Consider the following 15,624-nt stretch of genomic DNA (forward strand, 5'->3'; position numbering starts at 1 on the left):
CTTTGGTCGCCAAGCAATTAATTAAAATTATTTTTGTATTCTTCCAGGGCTTCATTAAAGGTGGCCACCAGTTCACCCGCGGTGTTCTTAACGTCGCGCCACGGGTCAATCACCAGGGCGAACTCCGCGACAAATGAAGTCAGGCGCAAGGCATTGTTGATACGCCCAAACTGTTCAACCGACGCATCAATCTTGCTCAGGATGGTTTGCCACATCGTATTCAGGATATTGAGTGCCGCCTCAGCGCCGGCCATGCGAATGCCGAGATCACCAAAGCTCGACAGCGAACTTTCCATCGCGGTCTGCAAACTTTCCTTGCCACTGACGGACAACTCCAAGGCATCAACCTCTGACTTCAGTGCATTGCGCTCTTTGCGCGCAGTCTCGGCTTTGGGGCCAAATATCGAGCCTGAAATAGGCCAGAAGATCGGCAACCCGCCGGAGAACGACATACCGACGTAATAGTCGTAGTCCTTGTCCAGCTGGGTGATCCGGTCTTTTTTTGTACGAATGGTTTCTTTGGAGCTGGCGATGGATTCGAGCAAGTTGTTTCGCTCCATCAAGTCATATTTGCCCTTGACCTCGGATTGCAGTCCAAAGACGCGCTTGCCCGTCGACAGTTCGCCGCCAGCCAGCTCGATCTTGAAATTGGAAATACGGTCTTTGAGCTCTTTCGTTGCGCTTTGCTGACGTTTGATATCGACCTTCATCAGCTCGATGATTTCAGTCACGGCAGACGCCACCTCGCCATCGTCAGAGGTGTATTTGAGGCCCTCAAGATCGTTGTTGCTCAGGCCACCCAATGTGGTTCTGACCCGTTCCATAATGGGCATTTCCTTAATGACGGAAATAATTTCCCCGCCGCTGCTGACGATGTTTTTCGCCGCAGAGCTCAAGTCGATACTTTGCTGGACAATCTTGTTTTCCACCCCATCCCAACTGGCGGCATGAATCCGGATTTTCTTGAATAACACCTGAATGTCGCTTGGCTCAAGCCCGGCGATATCCACTTTGGTGTATTTCAGGTAAGACTCAACTTCCGGCAATTCGCTTGGCAGCGAAAGCCCCTTCTTCACATACTGTTTGATTTTGATGACATCTTCTTTGGTAAATACCCCAGCGCTACGCGCAACCCCCGGGTACTCCCCTGAAATCAGATGAAGTACCGCTTTGGGAAGGTCGTTACTACTTTCTGAATCTTTCAGCACAACAGCCATATCGTTTAGCCTCGGTTCATTTAGTTCGATACACCGGTTGTATCGACGAACAGAAGCTAGATGACCTGGATGCTGCGTCAAATCACCTGAATGATTGCAAAAACCCTTAGGTGCTTGATTGAGAACGGAATCTTTCTAAAGATCAAACATTCTCGAAACATTGAGCTACATATGCAGGACGCGTCCTACAGCCAAGTATTAATAGTTGTATTAGTTACACTCTGTTTCCACGCTTGAGCGTTTCACTCGGCAACTCTTTGAACAACGCATGGTAACTGCTGGAAAATCGCCCCAAATGCCAAAACGACCAGTGCATCGCCACTTCGGCAACCGTGGTCTCATTCGTTGTGCGGCTGAGTAGTTCGCGGTGTGCGCTGTTGAGCCGACGCAAGCGCAACCAATGGGTCGGTGTCATACCGGTAAAGGCCTTGAACGCATGTTGCAACTGACGCAATGACACTCCCGCGACCTGGGAAAGCTCCAGCAGGTTGAGGGTTTCCTCCGGCGCATCGGCGGCCCATTCGCCGACACGCTTCATGACCGTTCGCTCCTCGGTCCGCCGTTGCAGCCCCCCTTGATCCAGGCGCACGCACGCGTTGTCGAGGATATACAGGCAGTCTTCCAGCAGTTGCAGGGTCAATGCTTCCCGACTGGGCGGGTCCAGCGTCTGCGCCAGGCGGGTCAATGTGCCGCTTAACCAGCGACTGAACAGCGCGTTCTGCTGGCAATTGAGCGGTGACATGAACAAGCCTTCCAGCCGCGCCACATTCAAACCGTGCCTTTGGACGAACTCCGGACCAAACACCACGGCGATCTCCTGGTAGTTCTCCGGGGTGATCCAGATGTTGCGACTTTCACCATTCAACACGTACAGCGCGTTGTCACTGCGATCAAAACAGAACGCCAGCGAACCCTGCGGCGCACTGAAATTCTGCTCGACCCGGGTGTTCATGTGTTCTTCGTAAATCTCCACACCTTGCAGGTCCAGATAGCGCACCAAACCCGCGAAATGCCCGGGCGACATCTGCTGGTAATGCTGCACCCAACCCGGTGTGGCGCGGATTTGCTCGGCGACATCGGCGGTGTTGAACGCTTGGACTTGTAACGGATTGCACGCTGTCATGGGTGACCTTACGCACTCGTTTGGTGCGTTTTGGTGCTGCTTAAAGTGGATAGATGGAACCGCAAGGCTCGCCCAAGATAGTCGTCAACGCGCTTCAGGGGAAGTGTCTGTCGGATGCGACCGCCCTCCCCGGCGTTACTAAAACCAATAACGAGGTCTTTATGAATGTCCCTTTCGATCAGCTGTTCACGTGGCTGAAAGATCACAAGATTACTGAGGTCGAGTGTGTGGTCAGCGACTTGACCGGCATCGCTCGCGGCAAGATTGCACCCACCAACAAGTTCCTGCATGAGCGAGGCATGCGCCTGCCGGAAAGTGTGCTTTTGCAAACAGTAACCGGGGACTTTGTCGACGACGACGTCTACTACGACCTGCTCGACCCGGCCGATATCGACATGATTTGCAAACCCGTGGCCGACGCCGTTTATGTGATTCCATGGGCGATCGAGCCGACCGCCATCGTGATTCACGACACCTTCGACAAGTTCGGCAACCCGATCGAACTGTCGCCGCGCAACGTGTTGAAGAAAGTCCTGCAGCTGTACACCGACAAAGGCTGGAAGCCGATTGTCGCGCCGGAAATGGAGTTCTACCTGACCCAGCGTTGCGAAGACCCGGACTTGCCGCTCAAGGCGCCGCTGGGTCGTTCCGGTCGGGCGGAAAGTGGCCGGCAGTCGTTCTCCATCGACGCCGCCAACGAATTCGACCCGCTGTTCGAAGACGTCTACGACTGGTGCGAACTCCAAGGCCTGGACCTCGACACACTGATTCACGAAGACGGCCCCGCGCAGATGGAAATCAACTTCCGTCACGGCGATGCGCTGGACCTGGCGGACCAGATCACCGTGTTCAAACGCACCCTGCGCGAAGCGGCGCTCAAGCACAACGTCACCGCGACCTTCATGGCCAAGCCGATCGGCGACGAGCCAGGCAGCGCGATGCATTTGCACCAGAGCGTGGTGGATATCGCTACGGGCCAGCCGATCTTCGCCGATGCCGACGGCAAGATGAGCGAGCTGTTCCTGCATCACATCGGCGGCCTGCAAAAGTACATCCCGAAAGTGCTGCCGATGTTCGCGCCTAACGTGAACTCGTTCCGCCGCTTCCTGCCGGACACCTCGGCGCCGGTAAACGTCGAATGGGGCGAAGAAAACCGCACCGTCGGCCTGCGTGTGCCGACCTCCACTCCCGATGCCATGCGCGTGGAAAACCGTTTGCCCGGCGCCGACGCCAACCCGTATCTGGCGATTGCCGCGAGCCTGTTGTGCGGTTATCTCGGCATGGTTGAGAAGATCGAGCCGAGCGCTGCGGTGCAGGGCCGCGCCTACGAACGTCGCAATCTGCGCCTGCCGATCACCATCGAAGACGCCTTGAGCCAGATGGAAGAATGCGAAACCGTCGGGCGTTACCTGGGCAGCAAATTTGTGCGCGGGTATGTCGCGGTGAAACGCGCCGAGCATGAAAACTTCAAGCGCGTGATCAGTTCCTGGGAGCGTGAATTCCTGTTGCTCAGCGTCTGATAGTGATCGTAATGATCGTTCCCACGCTCCGCGTGGGAATGCAGCCCGGGACGCAGAGCGTCCCACTGGAACGCAGAGCGTTCCTTGAGGCATTCCCACGCAGAGCGTGGGAACGATCATCCAACTACAAAAAGAGGTGTCTAATGCGTCTATTGAAATCCGTGGTTCCGGTCGCGCTGGCGATTATGTTTAGTGCTGGTGCCCAGGCTCAGCCACAGGTCAGCGTCTACAACTGGACCGATTACATCGGCGAGACCACCCTCGCCGACTTCCAGGGCAAAACCGGGATCAAGGTGATCTACGACGTATTCGATTCCAACGAAACCCTGGAAGGCAAATTGCTCGCCGGCCGCACCGGGTATGACGTAGTGGTGCCGTCCAACCACTTCCTCGCTCGCCAGGTGAAGGCCGGGGCGTTCCTCAAACTGGACCGCTCGCAACTGCCCAACTTCAAGAACCTCGACCCGAAACTGCTCACTCTGTTGGAGAAAAACGATCCGGAGAACGCCCATTCGGTGCCGTACCTGTGGGGCACCAACGGCATCGGTTACAACGTCGACAAGGTCAAGCAAGTGCTGGGCATCGACCATATCGACTCCTGGGCCGTGCTGTTCGAACCGGAGAACATCAAGAAACTCAGCCAATGCGGCGTGTCGATGATGGATTCTGCGGACGAAGTGTTCCCGGCCGTGCTCAACTACATGGGCATGGACCCACGCAGCGAAAACCCCGAGGACTTCAAAAAGGCTGAAGCGAAGCTGATGAGCATTCGGCCATACATCACCTATTTCCACTCGTCGAAGTACGTGTCGGACCTGGCCAACGGCGACATCTGCGTGGCCTTCGGTTACTCCGGTGACGTGTTCCAGGCCGCCAATCGGGCCAAGGAAGCGAAGAACGGCGTGAACATCGCCTATGCCATCCCGAAGGAAGGCAGCAACCTGTGGTTTGACCTGTTGGCGATTCCCGCCGACGCCAGCAACCCGAAAGAAGCCCACACCTTCATCAATTACCTGCTGGACCCGCAAGTGATCGCCAAGGTCAGTGCCTCGGTGGGTTACGCCAACCCGAACCCGGCCGCCAAGCAATACATGGATGAGGCATTGGTGAACAATCCTGAGGTCTACCCTTCCCAGGCCGTCCTCGACAAACTCTACATTTCTACCACCCCGCCCCAGGCGATCATGCGTTTGATGACCCGTTCCTGGAGCAAAGTGAAGTCCAACAAATGAATCAGTACAGCAACGAACACGCCCATTCCTATTACGCCGCCACGGTGAAGAGCCTGGCGCCCTACCCCACGCTGGCCTCGGACCTTGACGCCGATGTCTGCGTGATCGGTGGCGGGTTCACGGGCGTCAATACCGCCATCGAACTGGCGCAGCGCGGACTGTCGGTGATCTTGCTGGAGGCCCGGCGCATTGGCTGGGGCGCCAGCGGGCGCAACGGTGGGCAGTTGATTCGTGGCATCGGCCATGACGTCAGCGGTTTTGCCCGCTATGTCGGTGAAGAAGGCGTGCGTTACATGGAGCGCGCCGGGGTCGAATCCGTGGCGTTGGTGGGCAATCGAATCCAGGAAAACGGCATCGACTGCGACCTGCGCTGGGGCTTTTGTGAACTGGCGAACACGGCGGCGCAGTTTGCAGCGTTCAAAGTGGAGCAAGAAGGCCTCGTCGCCCAGGGTTACGCCCATGAGACCCGGCTGATCGGGCCAGAGCAGATTCGTCAGCACGTGGTGAATTCCGGTGTCTATGCCGGTGGCTTGATCGACATGGGTTCAGGGCATCTGCACCCGCTCAACCTGGTACTGGGCGAAGCGCGGCTGGCCGAATCCCTCGGCGTGCGGATCTTCGAACAAAGTCCGGTGCTGGAGTTGATCCACGGCAGTACCGTGCAGGTTCGTTGCACCGGCGGCACGATCCGCGCCGGCAGCGTGGTGCTGGGTTGCAATGCGCATCTCGAAGAACTGGAACCGAAGCTCAGCGGTAAGGTGCTCCCAGCCGGCAGTTACATCATCGCCACCGAAGCGCTGTCGCCTGAGGTCGCCGCGCAGTTAATCCCGCAGAATCTGGCGCTGTGCGACCAGAAAGTCGGCCTGGATTACTACCGGCTCTCGGCGGACCGGCGCTTGCTGTTTGGCGGTGCCTGCCACTACTCCGGGCGCGATCCTTCGGACATTGCGGCTTATATGCGCCCGGCCATGCTCAAGGTGTTCCCGCAACTGGCGAACGTGCGCATCGACTATCAATGGGGCGGCAAGATCGGCATCTCGGCCAATCGTTTTCCGCAGGTCGGCCGCTTGAGCCAACATCCGAATGTGTTCTACGCCCAGGGTTATTCCGGCCATGGGCTGAACGTGACTCACTGGTGCGCCAAACTGCTGGGTGAAGCGATCCATGCCGGGCACAGCAAAGGCTTCGATGTCTTCAGCGCCGTGCCACACATGACTTTTCCCGGTGGCCGCGCCTTGCGTTCGCCGCTGCTGGCGCTGGGCATGTTCTGGTATCGCCTGCGCGAGATGTTCGGCTAATCCCCTCCCCCGATGACAACGCCATACTTGTAGGAGCAAGGCTTGCCCGCGATAACGATCTCAGGGACGCCATCGCGGGCAAGCCTTGCTCCTACATGAGGACAGTCCATCCCTTTGAACCGCCTTTTAATTTGCTCTATCGCAAGGCACTTCTATATTGAGAAGGTGCTCTGACTTTCCTGCCTCCTTGCGAATGCGACCCATGGCCACGACTGACCAGTTGATCATCTGCGAGCACTGCGACTGCGTGTATGAGAAAGTCACGCTCGCCAAACATCAAAAAACCCTGTGTACCCGCTGCGGCGGCGTGCTCCAGCGGTATAACGGCCTGACGCTGGAGCAGCGCCTGGCGCTGACCTTCACCGCGTTAGTGTTGTGGATTTTTGCCAATTTTTTCCCGGTCATGAGCATCAGCCTCAAAGGCCTGAAAAACAGCGCCACACTCTGGGATTCGGTGTTGGCCCTGAGCCTGGGGCCGATCACCTTCATCGCCATGGTGGCGGCGATTTCGATGATCATCGCGCCGATTATCCAACTGGTCCTGTTGATCTGGGTCCTGAGCTTCGCCCTCGCCCGTCAGCGCTCCCCCGGTTTCCGCTTCTGCATGCGCTGGCTGGAAACCCTGCGACCCTGGAGCATGCTGGAAGTCTGCCTGCTGGGGGCGATGGTCGCGGTCATCAAGCTCGCCGGGTTGCTGGATGTGCTGCCCGGTATCGGCCTGTTTGCCCTGGCCATTCTCAGTCTGATGATGATTCGCATTGCCGGGCGCGATATCCGCGAACTGTGGGATGTCCTATGACAACGCCTCCGGTCGCCAGCGAACTGGGCCTGTGCCTGTGTCACACCTGCGGATTGGCTTGTGACACGACCAACGATCCTCACGAATGCGAACGCTGTGGCGCCCCGCTGCACCGGCGCAAGGTCAACTCACTGGCCCGGACCTGGGCCTACCTGTTCGCCGCGCTGGCGTTCTATGTCCCAGCCAATCTGCTGCCGGTGATGAACACCAAAATGGTCGGCAACGGCGCCGACAGTACGATCATGAGCGGCGTGCTGGAGTTTTGGGAGCACGGTGCCTGGGACATTGCCCTGATCATTTTTATCGCCAGCATCGCGGTGCCGGGTATCAAGTTCGTCGCCCTGACGTTGCTGCTGGTGACCGTCCAGCGTGACAGCCTGTGGGCGCGCAAGGAGCGCTCAAAGTTGTTCCGCTTCGTCGAGGTTATCGGCTATTGGTCAATGCTCGACGTGATCGTGGTCGCCCTGGTCGCTTCGCTGGTGAAGTTCCAGGCCCTGGCCGATATCGAACCCCGTGCGGGCATTCTGTTTTTCGGCCTGGTGGTGGTGTTCACCATGCTCTCGGCGATGAGCTTCGATCCCCGATTGATCTGGGATAAAGAACTGAACAATGAGGAGGTCGCGGATGAAGTCGCAAGCCACTGACGGGCCGCAAGCCCCGGGACAGGCCAGTATCAAGACCCGCCGTTTCAGCGTTTCGCTGGTGTGGATCGTGCCGATCGTGGCCGTGCTGGTGGGGATTTCGCTGGTGGTGCACAGCGTCATGCAGGAAGGCCCGACGATTGTCGTGACCTTCAAGACCGGCAATGGCCTGACCGCCAACAAAACCGAGGTCAAGTACCGCAACGTGGTGATCGGGCATGTCTCGGACGTGGAGTTGAGCCACGACCAGAAAAGTGTCGATGCCACGATCAAACTCGCCAAACAGGCGGAAACCTTCACCCGCGAAGACTCGCAGTTCTGGGTGGTGCGCCCGCGTATCGGCGCAGGTGGGGTCTCGGGGATCGATACCCTGCTGTCCGGCGACTACATCGGCGCCGATATCGGTCACGCCAACAGTCGTGCGAAAAATTTTACCGGCCTGGAGAATCCGCCGCCCATTACCTACGGCGAACCGGGCAAGCGCTTCACCCTGCACTCCCAGGACCTCGGCTCGCTGGATATCGGCTCACCGGTCTACTACCGCAAGATTCCGGTCGGCCAGGTGGTGGCGTATGCGCTGGACGCCGATGGCAAAGGGGTAAACCTCGAACTGTTCATCCATGCGCCGAATGACGCCTACGTCACCGAAAACACCCGGTTCTGGAACGCCAGCGGCATTGATCTGAATATCGGCGCCAACGGATTCGCGGTGAAAACCGAATCGCTGTCCTCGCTGTTGGTGGGCGGCATCGCCTTTCTCGCCCCGCAGTACAGCCCCAACGATCAACCCGCCGCCGAAGAAAAGAGTTTTGAGCTGTTCGACGACCAGACCACCGCCCTTGCCCCGCCCAATGGCAAGGCGCAGTACCTGAGCTTGCGTTTCGACCAGGCCCTGCGCGGGCTCAAGGTCGATGCGCCGGTGGAATTCCTCGGCATGGAAATCGGCAAGGTGGTGGCGATCAATCTGGACTTCGACGAGAAGAAACGCAGCTTCCCGGTCAACGTCGGCATCGTGATCTACCCGCAACGATTGGGTCAGGCACACACCAAAATGGTCAAGGCGCTGATGCATGATCCCAATGACGAAGCGGCTGGCGTACGCCTGATGGGCACGTTTATCGAAAACGGTCTGCGCGCCCAGGCCCGCAGCGGCAACCTGCTGACCGGTCAGTTGTACATCTCGCTGGATTTCTATCCTAAAGCGGAGAAAGTCACGTTCGATCCAAGCGCGCGGCCGGTCAGCATCCCGACCATCCCCGGCAGCCTCGAACAATTGCAGGAAAAACTCGAGGCCATGGTCAACAAGATCAATCAACTGCCGGTGGAACGGATTGCCAGCAACCTCGACAGCAACCTCGTTGAGCTGCGCAAAGGCCTGGCGCAATTCAACGCCAAGACCCTGCCCGGCGTGCAGACCACGCTGGCGGACGTGAGCAAGACCCTGAATTCGGCCAGTTCGACCCTCGCCGAAGACTCGCCGCAACGCGAACAACTGACCCAGACCCTGGACGAACTCAAACGCATGTCGCGTTCCCTGCGTGAACTCTCGGATTACCTGGGGCGGCACCCGGAATCGCTGATTCGCGGGCGCCCCGACAATGCAGCGCCGGCCGACCTGCAAGGGCCACCGCGTAACTGACCACAGGAGCAACACCATGGCTTTTTCGCCGAAGATCACCCTGGTCGCCGCGTTGCTGCTGCTCGCGGCGTGTCGTAGCGACCCGATTCACTTTCACACCCTGACCCCGGCGCAACTGGCTCGGAGCAACGGCGACGAGATCAGGATCGAAGGCCTCAGCGTGCCGCCGCAGGTCGATCGGCCACAGATCGTCATTCGCCAGGGCAACAGTGGCCTGTCGATTCTCGAAACCGATTGGTGGGGAGCGAGCCTGTCGGATGAGTTGCGCAGTGCGCTGGAGGATCAACTGTCCAACGCCAACCCCCAGCGCAAAGTGTCATTGCGCGTGGATGTGCAGCGCTTCGACTCGATTCCCGGCCAATACGGCTTGATCGACGTCAAATGGCGCCTGCGGCCGCTGGGTGCCGGTGATAATGCGCTGGTGACTTGCCGCAGTACGTTGCAGACGCCTTCCGGGCCGTCTATCGAAGACTTGGTCACCGCTCAGCAAAACAACGTCAAACGCCTGGCCGCGGTGATCAGCCAAGCGGCCGCTACACAACGGGCTTGCCCGGCTTCACCTTGAAAAACGAGGCAACCCTCCCTGCCTCAGCCCAACGGCGTCAATACTGCCGTTGGATTTTTATTGACCATAATGAGCGCCGGAATCAGTTAGAAATAACATGACTCATGTATTTGATATTAGTTTTCAAATAGCCCTCCTCATACCTGCTTAGTCAACTACGCTCTGCCCACTGAAACTAAAAGGAAGCAGTTTCGTGAGCAACAGAGCACTTCTCTGCAAATTTTTCACATCCGTTTCACCGAGCTCACACGCATCGCCCCTTAGTGTATTGAGCATCGTAGAAACTTTGACTAATCAACTTAAAAAGCCGTCGACCCTATCCCGGGTCAGGCGGTGTTTTGCGCAATTTTCGAGTTATCCAAAGGGGCAAGTCCGTGTTCGAATCAGTGTCATCTGCCAGGCCATCCAGACGATGGATACCGTCCCGACTCACCAGGATTGTCAGCGTGTCAGTCTTGGTTCTGGTGGCGGCATTGGTCACGGGGTTCGTCATCTGGCATCGATCCCCCGTCAACCTCGGCAGTGCCGACCGCCAGGCTCGTGCCGAACTGATCCAGCGCTGGCACGCAGGCGAATTGGTAGTGTTGGTGCGTCACGCCGAGCGCTGCGACCGCTCAAGCAACCCATGCCTGGGGCCGGCGGACGGCATCACCCAACTCGGCAGTCAGTCGGCCACCGCCGTGGGCCAAGGCTTTATGCGCCTGGGCATGGCACAGACCGATGTCTTCACCAGCCCGGTTACTCGCACGGAGCAAACCGCGCACTACATGTTTGGCCAGGAAGCGGTAACCCAGGAATGGCTGGCCAGCTGTGGCCAAACGCTGCGCGACGATGTGATCGCGCACAAGGTTGCCCATCGCAACACGGTGCTGGTTACTCACAGCGGTTGCATCAGCGATTTCGAAGTCCAGACGGGTTTCAAGCATGCGAATACCAGCGAATACAGCAGTTCATTGTTTGCGAGCATTGGCAGCGATGGACAACTTAAAGTACTGGGCATACTGAATGACGCTGATTGGCATTCGCTGTTGAGCGATAAAACGCTGAAGTAATACTCCCCACCGCTAGAGGCCTAAAGCTCAATCACTTAGTTCACCGCTTTATGGCGCACCTATAAGAAACTTATCTGGTTTAAATTCCTTCAGGAACTGTTCAGTCAGGAAGGTTGATAGTTCTCTGGATCCACAGTGTTCCTGCGTTAAGGTCGAGTGATGACGTCACACAACAACGTGTTGCAACACCCGGCGGTAAAGATGTCACGCCGTCCCGCGCCTGCCCCGACTGCCGTTGAACGCTGGATAGTTCCCGGTCTGTTCCTGGCCTTTGTGCTGTTCTATTTGCTGCCGCTGGTGAGCCACGGTTTGTGGATCCCCGACGAAGCGCGCTACGCCCAGATCAGCCAGGAAATGCGCCTGAGCGGTGACTGGATTGCCCCGCATTTCATGGGCATTCGCTATTTCGAAAAACCCATTGCCGGCTACTGGATGATCGCCATCGGCCAGGCCGTGTTCGACGACAACCTCTTCGGCGTGCGGATCGCCTCGGCGCTGAGCACTGGACTGAGCGTGTGGCTGACGTATCTGATCGCCCGTCGCCTGTGGAATGACCCGCGTAAAAGTGGCGCCTGTGCGTTGCTCTATATGAGTTTCGGACTGATTGCCGGGCAGGCTGGTTATGCAAATCTCGATCCGCAGTTCACGTTCTGGGTCAATTTGAGCCTGGTGTCGTTGTGGTTTGCCATCGACAGCCCCTCGGGTAAACGGCGACTCGGTGCCTGGGCCGTGTTAGGTGCGGCTTGCGGCATGGGCTTCATGACCAAGGGGTTCCTCGCCTGGCTGTTACCGGTGCTGATCGCCCTGCCCTACATGTTGTGGCAACGACGTTTGGGTGAACTGCTGCGCTATGGGCCGATGGCCGTGGTAGTCGCGGCGGTGGTCTGCCTGCCGTGGGTGCTTGCCATTCACCATCAGGAACCGGACTTCTGGCGGTTTTTCTTCTGGAATGAGCATATTCGCCGGTTCGCCGCCGACGATGCGCAACACGCGCGGCCGTGGTGGTTCTATCTGCCGTTGCTGGTGGCTTCGAGCATGCCGTGGGCGGCGTTGTTGCCATCGACCTTTATCCAGGCATGGAAAAAAAGGCGTGTGCCGGCCATGGGTTTCCTGCTGTTCTGGTTGCTGTTGCCCCTGGCCTTTTTCAGCCTGAGCAGCGGCAAGTTGCCGACCTACATCATGCCGTGTCTGCTGCCGCTGTCGTTGCTGATGGGGCATGCCGTGACGGGCCTGATGGACCGGGCGCAGGACCGGGCCATTCGTTTCAACGGTGCGTTCAATGTGGTGTTGGGCAGCGTTAGCCTGATCGCCTTGATTTACATCCAGGCGACCAAGGAAATCTTCGAAAACACCGAGATGTTCAGCCTGTCCCTGGCCTACATCGTGCTGGCCGGCTGGATCATCGCCAATGCGCTGCAAGTCTCGCGGCCCTTGCAGTTCTGGGCCACGCCGGCGCTGGGGAGCTGGTTGCTCGTGGCGCTGCTGCCCGCGGCGATGCCGGCGACGATCGTCAACAGCAAGATGCCTGACCAGTTCATTGCCGAACACCAGGACGCGTTGAGCCAAACGACCACGTTGCTGAGCAATGATTTGGGCGCAGCATCGGCCTTGTCCTGGCGATTGAAGCGCCCGTAGGTTGATCTGTTCAACACCATCGGCGAGCTGAAATATGGCCTCGAAGATCCTGCAATGGCCTCGCGCAAAGTCACCAAGGACAGTGTCGGCCAATGGATGACCGACGCGCGCAAGAAAGGCTCGGTTGGCGTGGTGATGCGGGTCAACAGTGTGCAAGAGGTCGAGGAAGTGGCGTTGTTGCCGGTGGATGGCAAGCGCTATGAGCGTGGCAATCTGGAGATTTTGATCTTCCCCCAAAGCAAACCCTGAACACCGAACCCTGTGGGAGCGGGCTCGCTCGCTCCCACAGGGGCTCGCGGTGCTACTAAAAATTCGGGAAACCCTCCATGAAGTTCCACGCAAGTGACAGGGCCGCGCTGTGGCTCCTGCTGGGCGCCACTGCCCTGATGTTGTTGTTGGGTTTGGGCTCGCGGGAGTTATGGGGCGCGGAAACCCGCTGGGCCAACATTGCCCTGCAGATGCTTCAGAGCGGTGACTATTTCGATCCGTACCTCAAGGGCGGGCCGTATTACGACAAACCGCTGCCGTCCTATTGGCTGATCACCGCCACGGCGTGGTTGACCGGTGGCCTGGGAAACGGGTCGCTACGCCTGTCCTCGGTGATTGCCGCGTGGCTGAGCGTCTGGCTGGTGTACCTGCTCGGCGAGCAATTGTTTCGCAAAGGCACCGGGCTGATTGCCGGCTGGATGCTGGCGACCACTTTCTATTTCGTGTTTTGGGCGCGGGTGGCCACCGCCGATATCCTGACGGTCTGCGGTGTGCTCGCGGCGGTGTGGTGGTACTGGCGCGGGCCGGACGACACACGCCTGGGTCGCTACCTGGTGTTTTTCCTGTTGCTGTCGCTGACCTCGCTGTTCAAAGGCCTGATCGGCTTCATTCTGCCGGGCCTGTTGCTCTTGCCCCATCTGGTGCAGGACGGTCGCTGGAAACGCCATCTCAACCTGCGCCTGTGCCTGGCGCTGATGATGGCCGGCGCGTTTTACATGGCACCGTTTGTCCTGTCGCACTTCTACGGTGCGCCGACCTATGGCGAGAGTGGCCTGGGCCTGGTGCTGCGGGAAAACGTCGTGCGGTTTTTCCAGCCGTTCGACAACATCGGGCCAATTTACACCTACCTGATTTACCTGCCGGTCTACACCCTGCCCTGGGCGCCGTGCTGGTTGATTGCGTTGTGGGGAGCCATACGCCATTGGCGCAGTGCCGAACCCAATACCCGCTGGCTGATCTGGGGCCTGGGGTTGTTGTTGCTGTTTTTCACCGCCAGTGGCAGTCGGCGCAGTTACTACGTGTTGCCCTTGGTGCCATTTGCGCAATTGCTCGGGGCCTGGTGGATCACCCAGCGCAACCCAGTGAGTCGTGGCTGGAAGATCGGTTTCGGTGCGGCCACCGTGTTGTTGCTCGCAGTACTGGGCGTGCTCTATCCGTGGACCAACAGTGGTGGCGGTGTGGTTCAGTTCGGTGAGACGGTCAAGCTTGAGGCGGGCAAGCGTGCGCCTCTAAAGGAATGGCGCATGGTGATGATCGAAGTCGATAACAAAGTGCCGATGTACCTGCAAACCGGCGGTGCGCCCTTCTATTACGTGCAGGAAAACCAGAACTTCCCGCGCACGGGCGACAGCGCCGCCTTGATGACCTGGCTTAACACTACCAGCGGCCAACACTGGGACCCGCAGCGCACCATCATCGTGGCGCAATACCGCCATGGCGATGCGCTGCCGCTGAACTACCTGAGCGTCGACCACAAGATCATCACCACCACACCCACCAATGGCGAACGGATGTTCCATGGCCGGGTAGACCAGAGCGTGGCGTTTATTCCCCGGTCCTGACCAACACAGGTAAATCCCTGTGGGTCTTTGTCAGGTTTAGAGATCGAAACGATCCACCGCCCTACGCCGTTCGTTGTCATCACGCACGTCATAGTTGGCGGTGGTCTGGATGTTGCTGTGGTGCGCCAGTTTCTGGGCAATCGACAAATCGTGCTCTTCAATCACCCGAGTGATGAACGAGCGGCGGAAATCGTGGGGCATGATTTTCACCCCGACCTGGGCGCCGCGCTGTCGGGCAATGTAATAGATGGCATGTTTGGTGATGCGCTCGCGGGTAATGTGGCTGCCGCGACGGATACGGTTGAACAGGAACGGGTCGTCCTCCAGCCCCTCCCCCAGTTGCGAACGACGCAACTCCAGCCACGCCTCCAGCTTGGCGAAGGCCCACGCCGGTGCGTATTTGATCAACTGCTTGTTGCCCTTGGCCGTAACCCGCAGGCTGCGCTCGTTGAAATCGACCTGGTTCAGGTCGAGGTTCACCGACTCCGACTTGCGCATGCCCGAACCGTACAGCACCGCGATAATCGCCGCGTCCCGCAGGCCTTGCGGTCGCGGGTCGGCGGCGCAGACTTCCATCAATTCCTGAATCAGCGTGCGCTTGAGGTTGCGCCCCTGGGACAGCCGCGTGCCGGCGATGCCTTTGACCGAGCGCATCTTCAGCAAGTGTTCCTGGCTGATCAGGCTCATGCGCCAGGCTTCGTTCATGACGCCCCGTACAGCGTTCACGTACAGCGAAGAAGTATTCGGCGCGTAACCGTCGGTCCGTAAGGCGGCCACTAAGGCGATGACATCTTCAGGCTGGAGTTCGTACCAGGGAATCTCCTCGATGTTCATGTCTTCGAAGCCCAAGCGATCCGCCGCGTCTTGCAATATGTAGCGCATGGTCAGTTGGCTGGACGGCGCCAGTCGCGCCAGATACAGGGTCAACGGGTTGGCTTTTGCAGCCTTGGATTCAATAGCGGATAAGTCAATCAAACGAAAAAGCCTTGAATGAAAACGGTTCAACACAACAACTAAAAAGTTCATCTACTTACTGTAAGGAGCAGCAAACGCCGGATAAACGCGATAAGCGGT

12 protein-coding genes and 1 pseudogene are annotated in these 15,624 nt (G+C 58.3%); 10 read left to right on the forward strand and 3 right to left on the reverse strand.

From position 1 onward, the window contains the following. Positions 1–17 precede the first annotated feature (17 nt). Both ACA071_RS15990 and ACA071_RS15995 read right to left on the reverse strand, forming a co-directional pair. Complete coding sequence (locus tag ACA071_RS15990; protein WP_497645238.1) at positions 18–1,217, reverse strand: alpha-xenorhabdolysin family binary toxin subunit A; 1,200 nt, start codon at positions 1,215–1,217, stop codon at positions 18–20. A gap of 214 nt (positions 1,218–1,431) precedes the next feature. Beyond that, positions 1,432–2,340 (reverse strand): helix-turn-helix domain-containing protein, encoded by a 909-nt coding sequence (locus ACA071_RS15995; RefSeq protein WP_497645239.1) that lies wholly within the window; start codon positions 2,338–2,340, stop codon positions 1,432–1,434. A gap of 161 nt (positions 2,341–2,501) precedes the next feature. Between ACA071_RS15995 and ACA071_RS16000 the strand changes: the two genes are divergently transcribed. The 10 genes and pseudogenes from ACA071_RS16000 to ACA071_RS16045 all read left to right on the forward strand — a co-directional run bounded on the left by ACA071_RS16000 (position 2,502) and on the right by ACA071_RS16045 (position 14,550). Continuing rightward, the gene (locus ACA071_RS16000) at positions 2,502–3,860 is read left to right on the forward strand and encodes a glutamine synthetase family protein (RefSeq protein ID WP_497645240.1); all 1,359 of its coding nucleotides are present in this window, start codon (positions 2,502–2,504) and stop codon (positions 3,858–3,860) included. Between the two features lie 143 nt (positions 3,861–4,003). Beyond that, the gene (locus tag ACA071_RS16005; protein ID WP_497645241.1) at positions 4,004–5,092 is read left to right on the forward strand and encodes a polyamine ABC transporter substrate-binding protein; all 1,089 of its coding nucleotides are present in this window, start codon (positions 4,004–4,006) and stop codon (positions 5,090–5,092) included. Next, positions 5,089–6,390: an NAD(P)/FAD-dependent oxidoreductase gene (locus ACA071_RS16010; RefSeq protein WP_497645242.1), complete on the forward strand. Its 1,302-nt coding sequence runs from the start codon at positions 5,089–5,091 to the stop codon at positions 6,388–6,390. The genes ACA071_RS16005 and ACA071_RS16010 overlap by 4 nt, the downstream gene beginning before the upstream one ends. A gap of 202 nt (positions 6,391–6,592) precedes the next feature. Continuing rightward, the gene (locus tag ACA071_RS16015) at positions 6,593–7,189 is read left to right on the forward strand and encodes a paraquat-inducible protein A (RefSeq protein ID WP_497645243.1); all 597 of its coding nucleotides are present in this window, start codon (positions 6,593–6,595) and stop codon (positions 7,187–7,189) included. Further along, positions 7,186–7,833, forward strand: a complete 648-nt coding sequence (locus ACA071_RS16020; RefSeq protein WP_497645244.1) for a paraquat-inducible protein A — start codon at positions 7,186–7,188, stop codon at positions 7,831–7,833. Before ACA071_RS16015 ends, ACA071_RS16020 begins: the two co-directional genes overlap by 4 nt. After that, the gene (locus tag ACA071_RS16025) at positions 7,814–9,469 is read left to right on the forward strand and encodes a PqiB family protein (RefSeq protein ID WP_497645245.1); all 1,656 of its coding nucleotides are present in this window, start codon (positions 7,814–7,816) and stop codon (positions 9,467–9,469) included. The genes ACA071_RS16020 and ACA071_RS16025 overlap by 20 nt, the downstream gene beginning before the upstream one ends. Positions 9,470–9,485: 16 nt before the next feature. Continuing rightward, positions 9,486–10,034, forward strand: a complete 549-nt coding sequence (locus ACA071_RS16030) for a PqiC family protein (RefSeq protein WP_497645246.1) — start codon at positions 9,486–9,488, stop codon at positions 10,032–10,034. A gap of 374 nt (positions 10,035–10,408) precedes the next feature. Next, complete coding sequence (gene pmrG / locus ACA071_RS16035) at positions 10,409–11,086, forward strand: lipopolysaccharide core heptose(II)-phosphate phosphatase PmrG (protein WP_497645247.1); 678 nt, start codon at positions 10,409–10,411, stop codon at positions 11,084–11,086. A gap of 159 nt (positions 11,087–11,245) precedes the next feature. Beyond that, positions 11,246–12,970 (forward strand): annotated as a pseudogene (gene arnT, locus ACA071_RS16040) (lipid IV(A) 4-amino-4-deoxy-L-arabinosyltransferase). A gap of 77 nt (positions 12,971–13,047) precedes the next feature. Further along, positions 13,048–14,550 (forward strand): ArnT family glycosyltransferase, encoded by a 1,503-nt coding sequence (locus ACA071_RS16045; RefSeq protein ID WP_497640045.1) that lies wholly within the window; start codon positions 13,048–13,050, stop codon positions 14,548–14,550. A 36-nt stretch (positions 14,551–14,586) separates the two neighbouring features. Here the strand turns inward: ACA071_RS16045 and ACA071_RS16050 are convergent, their stop codons facing one another. Then, positions 14,587–15,432, reverse strand: a complete 846-nt coding sequence (locus ACA071_RS16050; protein WP_497645319.1) for a site-specific integrase — start codon at positions 15,430–15,432, stop codon at positions 14,587–14,589. Between the last annotated feature and the right edge of the window lie 192 nt (positions 15,433–15,624).

Source organism: Pseudomonas sp. LBUM1646 (assembly GCF_059716165.1).

Bases quoted from the DNA above. Each gene is read 5' to 3' on its own strand.
- ACA071_RS15990 (WP_497645238.1), bottom strand. From the start codon at position 1,217: ATGGCTGTTGTGCTGAAAGATTCAGAAAGTAGTAACGACCTTCCCAAA.
- ACA071_RS15995 (WP_497645239.1), bottom strand. From the start codon at position 2,340: ATGACAGCGTGCAATCCGTTACAAGTCCAAGCGTTCAACACCGCCGAT.
- ACA071_RS16000 (WP_497645240.1), top strand. From the start codon at position 2,502: ATGAATGTCCCTTTCGATCAGCTGTTCACGTGGCTGAAAGATCACAAG.
- ACA071_RS16005 (WP_497645241.1), top strand. From the start codon at position 4,004: ATGCGTCTATTGAAATCCGTGGTTCCGGTCGCGCTGGCGATTATGTTT.
- ACA071_RS16010 (WP_497645242.1), top strand. From the start codon at position 5,089: ATGAATCAGTACAGCAACGAACACGCCCATTCCTATTACGCCGCCACG.
- ACA071_RS16015 (WP_497645243.1), top strand. From the start codon at position 6,593: ATGGCCACGACTGACCAGTTGATCATCTGCGAGCACTGCGACTGCGTG.
- ACA071_RS16020 (WP_497645244.1), top strand. From the start codon at position 7,186: ATGACAACGCCTCCGGTCGCCAGCGAACTGGGCCTGTGCCTGTGTCAC.
- ACA071_RS16025 (WP_497645245.1), top strand. From the start codon at position 7,814: ATGAAGTCGCAAGCCACTGACGGGCCGCAAGCCCCGGGACAGGCCAGT.
- ACA071_RS16030 (WP_497645246.1), top strand. From the start codon at position 9,486: ATGGCTTTTTCGCCGAAGATCACCCTGGTCGCCGCGTTGCTGCTGCTC.
- ACA071_RS16045 (WP_497640045.1), top strand. From the start codon at position 13,048: ATGAAGTTCCACGCAAGTGACAGGGCCGCGCTGTGGCTCCTGCTGGGC.
- ACA071_RS16050 (WP_497645319.1), bottom strand. From the start codon at position 15,432: ATGCGCTACATATTGCAAGACGCGGCGGATCGCTTGGGCTTCGAAGAC.